The 7678-nt window shown below is 62.1% G+C and carries 8 protein-coding genes; 4 read left to right on the top strand and 4 right to left on the bottom strand.

Annotation, left to right across the window (positions count from 1 at the left end; genetic code table 11):
- On the top strand, positions 1 to 242 hold a 242-nt coding region (locus ACYP01_RS07145; protein ID WP_459679137.1), incomplete at its 5' end, for an aldehyde dehydrogenase family protein.
- On the opposite strand, the gene ACYP01_RS07140 is transcribed toward ACYP01_RS07145, so the two are convergent.
- Genes ACYP01_RS07140 through ACYP01_RS07130 form a run of 3 tightly spaced genes read right to left on the bottom strand, consistent with a single transcriptional unit; the run spans position 193 to position 3411 of the window.
- Positions 193 to 978 carry an alpha/beta fold hydrolase gene (locus ACYP01_RS07140; protein WP_459679135.1) on the bottom strand — a complete coding sequence of 262 codons (786 nt, stop codon included), beginning with the start codon at positions 976 to 978 and terminating at the stop codon, positions 193 to 195. The genes ACYP01_RS07145 and ACYP01_RS07140 overlap by 50 nt on opposite strands.
- Positions 975 to 2039 carry an isopenicillin N synthase family dioxygenase gene (locus tag ACYP01_RS07135; protein ID WP_003940933.1) on the bottom strand — a complete coding sequence of 355 codons (1065 nt, stop codon included), beginning with the start codon at positions 2037 to 2039 and terminating at the stop codon, positions 975 to 977. Before ACYP01_RS07135 ends, ACYP01_RS07140 begins: the two co-directional genes overlap by 4 nt.
- A complete protein-coding gene (locus ACYP01_RS07130; RefSeq protein WP_003940835.1) occupies positions 2020 to 3411 on the bottom strand; it encodes a uracil-xanthine permease family protein in 1392 nt (463 codons plus the stop codon). Before ACYP01_RS07130 ends, ACYP01_RS07135 begins: the two co-directional genes overlap by 20 nt.
- Before the next feature lie 134 nt (positions 3412 to 3545).
- On the opposite strand from ACYP01_RS07130, the gene ACYP01_RS07125 reads away from it, so the two are divergent.
- From ACYP01_RS07125 to ACYP01_RS07115, 3 genes are read left to right on the top strand one after another with little or no spacing between them, the layout of a single operon-like run.
- Positions 3546 to 4109, top strand: coding sequence for a helix-turn-helix domain-containing protein (locus tag ACYP01_RS07125; RefSeq protein WP_003940980.1), 564 nt, complete (start codon positions 3546 to 3548; stop codon positions 4107 to 4109).
- Between the two features lie 57 nt (positions 4110 to 4166).
- Positions 4167 to 5171, top strand: a complete 1005-nt coding sequence (locus tag ACYP01_RS07120; protein WP_003940988.1) for an acyl-CoA dehydrogenase family protein — start codon at positions 4167 to 4169, stop codon at positions 5169 to 5171.
- 34 nt (positions 5172 to 5205) lie between these two features.
- Positions 5206 to 6297, top strand: a complete 1092-nt coding sequence (locus tag ACYP01_RS07115) for an N-formylglutamate amidohydrolase (RefSeq protein ID WP_003940896.1) — start codon at positions 5206 to 5208, stop codon at positions 6295 to 6297.
- A gap of 37 nt (positions 6298 to 6334) precedes the next feature.
- Here ACYP01_RS07115 and ACYP01_RS07110 read toward each other — a convergent pair whose 3' ends face one another.
- The gene (locus ACYP01_RS07110; protein WP_003940851.1) at positions 6335 to 7666 is read right to left on the bottom strand and encodes an anaerobic C4-dicarboxylate transporter family protein; all 1332 of its coding nucleotides are present in this window, start codon (positions 7664 to 7666) and stop codon (positions 6335 to 6337) included.
- Between the last annotated feature and the right edge of the window lie 12 nt (positions 7667 to 7678).

Here is a 7678-nt window from a genome sequence, read left to right as displayed (position 1 = left end):
TCACACTCGACCAGCGAGAAGCAGAGCGCTTCCTCGCCGCCGACGGCTCCGATTGCGGCATCGCGAACGTGAACATCGGAACGTCCGGTGCGGAGATCGGCGGCGCATTCGGCGGGGAGAAGGAGACTGGCGGCGGACGCGAATCGGGTTCGGATTCGTGGAAGGCATACATGCGCCGAGCCACCAATACCGTCAATTACTCGGACCAGCTTCCGCTGGCTCAAGGGGTCGAGTTCGGCTGAACACCTGCCGGGCGAAATCGGTGATCGCGTCGATCAACTCCGGGAGCGCCGACAACTGCGGTGCATGGTCGGTGCCCAGGCTGACCACCTGGGCACCGGGGACAAGTCTCTGCATGGCGCGTTGAGCCTCGATCGGCACGGTTCGATCCAGCGTGCATTCGACATACAACCTCGGCACGGTTCCGAATCGCTCATCCGTCCAGACCGGTGCCATCAGGCGGGCTGACTCCAGTTGTGGAACGAGCATGCGCGCGGCGAAGATCGCATCAGCCACCGGCGCTTCGTGGAAGAACACAGCGGCACCGGCTTCGGGCGGAACAGCCGTCGCATCCCCGTCGTCGGCGGGGACCAACCAACGTGAGATCCCGACCGGACTTTCCAGACCGAGTTCGACGCAGAGCATCCCGAAGTCCGTCTGCGATGGAAGCATCATCCCTGCGACGTACACAAGACCCGTTACCCGCGAAGGCAGCAACTCAGCCACCTGTGAGGCCACGATGCCACCGCCGGAGTGACCGACGAGGGCGCACTGCCCGTCCAAGGACTCGACAACTGCCACAACATGTTCGGCAACGACATCGAGATCGATCACGTCGTCTGGGTTCCAACTTCCCGAGCCGGGAAGCTCCACCACAACAGGATTGAAGCCGGCCGATTTCAGTGGGCCACACACACGATCCCAGACCCAACCGCCGGCCCACGCTCCGTGGATCAGGACGATGTTCCGTGCACTCACTGCTTGACCTCGAGCTCTGCAGCCGAAAGTACCCGAGCCGCCTCACGACCTGCGGCGGCGTTGGACTTCCCCTGCCTCGACCCGGCCAATTTGGCCTTGATGTGATCGCGAACGGTAATGGGTTCGTACTCCAAGCCGGAGTCGTCCTGAAAACTCGGCAAGGTCGCAATCACCGCGTCGACGTTTCCGTCATGGAAGAAGGCCGCCGATCGCCGGCGCTTGATGGTGCCGTTCACCACCGGAGGCGCAACTCGGTGCAGCGTGGACATCCACCTGTCGTTGGTCAGTCGCGCGGTGAGATCCCCGAGGTTGACCAGTAGCGCGCCGTCGTGCGGCCAGACATCGTGCCAGCGTCGGTCGCTCCCGAGTACTTGCAAACCTTCGACCTGATCCGCCCACAGCACGGTGACCAGCCCGAAATCGGTATGTTCGCCCATCCCCTTCAACTCACCGTCCAACGCCACCGTCCCTTCGGGTAACGCGTAGTTGTTCATCCGCAGTACGTCGATGGAGTGGTCGGTGATCGACTCGAAGAATCCTGGGGTCAGCCCGAGCGCGTCTTCGAAAATGGTGGTCAGTGTGCGTGCCACCCGCTCGCCATGGGCGTAGTAATTCTCCACCCGCTCCGTGAAACCAGACACTGCGGGCCACAGGTTGATTCCGTAATCGTCCTCCGACAGTTCGAGTTCGGTGAATGATCGGGCTTCGGTTCCGACGTTGAAGGCCTCGAAAAAGTCGTTCATTCTGGTCGCGGATTCGACGCCGAGGCTCAGGCTCAGCGACTCACTCTTGGGCGGGCTGTACCCACGATTCGCGCCCTCGATTCGGTAGCCCGACTTCGTCTCCATCGGCAGCCCGAAGAAGTCGTCCATCGCTTCGGCGAGGCCGGAAGAAACAGCGGCCGGAACACCGTGGCCCCGAATCTGCATGAAACCTACAGTCCGACAAGCATGGTCGACTTCGGCAGCCACTCGCGCCTTGTCCTGGTCGGCACCACCGAGCACGTAAGGCGAGATGTCGACGACGGGCACTTCGAAGGGATCAGACTGGGACGATGGCACTGGCGTCTCCTGCAGAGCTGGTGGCGGATTGAGATTTTGCAGTGGCATGGAGGCTCTCTCGCGATCGCCTCGCGAGTTCACCGAGTCGGGTGTGATTGAACAGCAGATTGAGTGAAAAGGCAGAGGCCGCAGCCAAGGTGATGCCGCTACCGAGGAGGATCTGAGCCGAGGAGGGGAATCGCTCGAACATCCCCTCCGCAAATTCCGGCAAGATACCGATCCCCACCGATACAGCGGCGATCGTGGTGTTGATCGGGTCGCTGAGATCGACCTTGCGCAGCGTGTTGATTCCGACCACGGCGACAGTGGAGAACAAGATGATTCCGACGCCGCCGACCACCGGATCAGGCAGGGCTGCAACCACTTCACCCATTCGCGGGATGAGGCCGAGGACGATCAGAATGGCACCGCTGGTAGCGGTCACGTACCGGCTGTACACCCGGGTCGTGGCAACGGCGCCGACATTCTGCGAGAAGACGGTGTCGACAAAGGCATTGAAGATTCCGCCCAGAACTCCCGACATCCCGTCGGCCACCAGCCCTCGTGCGAGATCTGCTTTCTTCAAAGGCTTTCCGGTGATCTCGCTGACTGCCAGCATGCTCGCCGTCGATTCTGCGAAGACGACTGCCATGACGATACTCATCGCCACCACGGCGGTGACGGGAAACTCCGGAGCGCCGAAGTGAAACGGCATCGGGAAGCCCACCCAGGCCGAGCCGCCGACGCCACTCAGATCGATCAGGCCCATCGGGATGGCGATCACGGTGCCGATCACCAGCGCCATCAGTACACCGAGCTGCGTCCACATCCCGCGGCCGAGGCAGATGAAGGCCACCGCGACCACAACGACTGCGGCAGCCAGCGCCAGATTCTTCGGGTCGGCGAACGACGGGGAGGTGGGGTCGTTTCCGACGATCAGTCCTCCTGCGACACCGATCAACGAGATGCCGATGACTGTGAGGACGACGCCGGTGACCAGGGGTGGGAAGTATCGGACGATCTTGGCGAACGGCACGGCCAAGGCAATGCCGACTACGCCACCGACCAGCATGGACCCGTACACCGCCTGCAGGCCGTACTCCTTGGCGATCAGAATCATCGGCGTCAGCCCGGCGAAGGTCGCCCCGCAGACGATCGGCAGCCGGACACCGGCGACCTTCCCGACGCCCAGGCTCTGAATGATCGTGATGATGCCTGCAACGAGCAAGTCCGCGCTGATCAGCATCGCGACCGTGCTGCGGTCCAGCCCGACTGCGGCACCGAAAACCAGCGGAACCGTGATGCAACCGGTGTACATGATGAGGACGTGCTGAAGAGCAAAAGCAGACTGGCGGGCAATGGGGAGCCGCTGGTCGACTGGATGGATGGCCATGCGCCGATCTCCGTCCGAAGCTGGAAGTGTTTCGTGTACGGGACTATTCAGCACGTCGATAATTTCTTACCGTGGTCGAATTTGTTTCGTCTGTGTAATCAAAACTTTCACCAGAGCACTGCTATCTTCGGCACATGGACGACGACCAGAGAGCGATAGCGACCGCAATCGGGGCAGCCGTGCGGACAGCGAGAAAAGAAGCCGGTTTGACGTTGCGTGAGGTTGCCGTGAAGTCAGGGTTGTCGCAGCCATTCCTGAGCCAAACCGAAAACGGGCACGCAGTACCCAGCGTCATGAACCTTCATCGCCTCGCGCAATCGCTCGGCACCACGGCGCACTCACTCTTGGCACAGGGCGAGCGAACTCCGTCCAGCCTCGTCCGCGCCGGCGAGGGGCGAACCTTCGAACTGGCACACGATTCGGTGATCCGATTCTGCTCGACCGGCTCACGGACCATGGAACCCAACGAGATCACGGCAGCACCTCACTCCGAGGCAGGTGAGCACACCGAACATGCCGGCGAAGAATTCATTCACGTTCTCGAAGGATCTGTCGAGGTCGAGGTCGGGCTGGACGAGCATCACGTTCTTCATGTCGGCGATACCCTCCTCTACACCTCGACCATCCCGCATCGGTGGTTCAATCGCACCGCTGCAGTTGCGAGATTCCTCATCGTGAGTTCACCGCCGTCCTTCTAGATACTCCACCGCTTCAGTTCCACACCACAACCCCGGCTCACGGCTTACCCTGACAGCGTGACCAAGTGGCCGGAACTTGCGCGTGAGATCGCCGATACCGTTCTGTTTCCCGTCGCCGACAGCGTCGACGCCGACGGAGAAATCCCCAGCAGCCATTTCGACGCGCTCGCCGCCGACGGCTTCTACGGCATCGCCGCCCTCGGTGAGGGTGGCCCCAGCAGCGAAGAACTGGTCGAGGTCCTCGAAACCTTGTGCGGCGGTTGCCTCGCCACGACGTTCACCTGGATGCAGCATCACGGCGTCGTCGGGGCCCTGGCAGCGAGTACCAATACGTCTCTGCGCGAACAATACTGGGACGGTCTGGTCTCCGGCACGATTCGCGGTGGGGTTGCGTATGCCGGCGCCATCCCCCGCCCACCGCTTCTGTGGGCGAAGCGGGTGAACGACGGCTACGTCCTCGACGGAATCGCCCCCTTCGTCACCGGTTGGGACATCGTCGATGTTCTCTTGGTGTCGGCGCGCGACGAGTTCGACAATTCCATCGTTCATTCCGTCGTACCGGTGGGCGAGGCCCCGGGTCTGACGATCGAGGAACTTCCACTGATCGCGGCGCGCGGAAGCAACACCGTCCGAATCGTGTTCGACGCTTTCGAAATTCCCGATACCGACGTCTGTGCTGTCGTCAGCGACGAACAATTCCAGAGCACCCAGCTCCCCGGCTTGTGGCTCAACGGCGCGATGGCCATGGGCATCACCCGCCGCGCTGTCACCGAACTTGCGGATCTGGGAGTCGACACCGACGCGTTCGAGGAACAAGCCACCCGGGCGCGCGCCGATCTCGATGCAGCACTGCGCGACGGCGGCGACATGTCGGCCGCCCGCGCCCGAGCGTCGGAACTTGCGATACGCGCGTCGGCCGCACTCGTGACTGCGACCGGAAGCCGCGCTCTGGTCGGCAGCAACACCCCCGAGCGGCTCATGCGTGAAGCCACCTTCACTCTTGTCGCGGCTGGTCGCCCGGAGATCAAAACAGCTCTCGTGGAACGACTCAGCGGATACTGAGTACGCACGGTTGTACTCGATTACGCTGGGGCTCATGACCAGTGGAGAACCAGTACTCATCCCGGCCGGAACCGTGTTCACGCCGGAGGACCTGACGTTCTATGCCGATCGCGACTCCCGCAGTCTCGACGACGCCATCGCCGAAGCCGACCTTCTTGTCAGTTGCCCACACTCGGGTTCCGCGATTCCAGCAGAACTCTCACGTTTTCTCGCACCCGAGTTCACACAGCGGCTGCAATTCGACTTCACCGACATGTCCACCAGTCCCATCGTGCGCCGTTGGGCCGAAATCGATTCGCGCATCGTATACGTGGAGAATCCGCACCCACGCATGATTCGCGATCCCAACCGTGCGAAGCCCGAAAACCTGGAAGCGTCACTGCGCGAAGCATTCGCCCGCGTCCACAAGGCCGGTGCAGGCAATAAAGCAGACCTCACCGGCGTCGACGCAGTTCGCCCTGTCACCTTCTCGTTCTACCCCCTGCTGCTCGAGCCGACCGACGACGCGGGCTGGAAGAACCTCGCCGAGACCTTCACCGAGACAGCCGAACACGGTTTGGGTGTCTACGAAAGAACTCGCGACACACTGATCGAAGCCATGGTGGAGAAGAGCTTCGAACTCGGTCGATCGTTCACGACGTTGTCGTTCCACGACACGATGAACCACACCACCCGGCGGGACGGCGCCGTCAATGTCGAACGGCCGGAAGCAGATCGACTCCCCGACGTCGTCGCACTCTCCAATCGTGGCGATCACGACGGCAATCGACGCGGCGACAATCCCGTGACGATGGATCCGGAGCTCATTCGCACACTTGCGGTCTCACATCGCAAGGGATTTCAGGTCGACGATCCGGATGCGGTCGCTCTCAATCAGCCGTACCTCGGCAGTTTCGAAATCATCCGAGCCGGAGCGAGATTCGCCGAATTGAGCGCCCGCGCTGCCGAAGCCGGGATCACGTTGAGTGCGGTCCAGGCCGAATTCAAGCGAGAATTCCTGCTGGGAGACGAACTGGCCGCCTACATCATGGAACCCGGCGTCGACTGGCCGACACCCGATGCCGAGCGGGTGGACCAACTCGCCCACGCGTGCAAGGCGAGCTGGGACCACTACCGCAACAGCTGACTCAGCGCTGTCACTCAGGCTGACTCAGCCACAATACTCAACCGAGCACCACTCCGAACAACGCGCCGGCCGCAATCGTCGTGACGGCCAAGATGATGGTCGGCAGGAAGAACGAGTGGTCGACGAGCTTGGAACCGAGCTTCGTGCTGCCCGAGAGGTCGAAGTTCGCAGCCGCGATCTGCGAACCGTTTGTCGGCAACAGATAGACGCCGGCAAACGCTCCGGCCCACATTCCGCTCACCAGACCGGGTGCAATCCCGGCAGCGAGACCGATCGGCACGATGGTCCTCGTAGCGGTCGACTGACTGGTCGTCAGTACACAGACCAGGAAGACACCGAGCGCGAAGATCCACGGCGCGGCGTTGACCCAGTCGCCGACGGTGCTCGTGATCAGCTCGGAATGGGCGCTGATGAACGTGTCCGTCAGCCATGCCAGACCGAACAGCGCGATGGCCGAGACCATACCGGCACGGAACACCGTCGACGACGGCACGTCGGCGACATTCGGGCGGCACACCAGCAGGATCAACGTACCCACGACGAACATCAGCATTTCGATGATCGGTGTCATCCCCATCGGAGTACCGTCGGCAGCTTCGGGACGAATCCCCTTGAACAGGCCGAAGATCACGATAGCCAGGACGCCGGCGAGGAAGATCAGTGCCGCGTTTCGTCCGGTCTTCGTCGAGACGAGTTCGGTCTTGGAGGCTGCACCAGGTCCGGCCAATTCGCCCGACTTCATCTTCGCCTGTATCTCCGGGTCGTCGTCGAGATCTTTGCCGAGTCGGTTGACCGCGATTGAGGAAAGGACGATGCCGACAACAGCGGCCGGGAAGGTGATCTTGATGATGTCGATGAGTTCGAAATCGTAGGGCGGCACGTCGGTCAGCGTGACCATTGCCGCCATTGCCGCGGACACCGGACTACACGCGAGCGCTACACCGGTCGAGACAACTGACAGCGACAGCGGTCGTGACGGCCGCACACCGTTCTTGTACGAGACGTCGTAGATGACGGGGAGCAGCGGGTAGAGGATGTTGGACGTGCCGGCACCGACCGAGAACAGGAATGACACCAACGGCGCGATCAGCGTGATCTGTTTCGGGCGAGATTCGATCAACTTGGCCGCGATGGTGACCATCCAGTCGATACCACCGGCCGCCTGCATCATCGACGACGCGAGGACGACGGACAGGACGATGAGGAGAGCGTCGACCGGCGGACTGCCGACGTCCTCTCCGAAGACGAACACGAGGACGGCAACACCTGCGCCGCCCCACAGACCGAGAGCGACACCGCTCGATCTGGTACCCATGACAATCGCCCCGAGCACTACCGCCAGCTCGAGGACAATCTTGACTGCTTCCATCAGGCACTCGCC

The organism is Rhodococcus sp. no. 34 (assembly GCF_054589475.1).
Note: the sequence above shows the minus strand (reverse complement) of the source record. Positions and strands in the feature narration are given on the sequence as shown.

Bases quoted from the DNA above. Each gene is read 5' to 3' on its own strand.
- ACYP01_RS07110 (WP_003940851.1), bottom strand. From the start codon at position 7,666: ATGGAAGCAGTCAAGATTGTCCTCGAGCTGGCGGTAGTGCTCGGGGCG.
- ACYP01_RS07125 (WP_003940980.1), top strand. From the start codon at position 3,546: ATGGACGACGACCAGAGAGCGATAGCGACCGCAATCGGGGCAGCCGTG.
- ACYP01_RS07115 (WP_003940896.1), top strand. From the start codon at position 5,206: ATGACCAGTGGAGAACCAGTACTCATCCCGGCCGGAACCGTGTTCACG.
- ACYP01_RS07130 (WP_003940835.1), bottom strand. From the start codon at position 3,411: ATGGCCATCCATCCAGTCGACCAGCGGCTCCCCATTGCCCGCCAGTCT.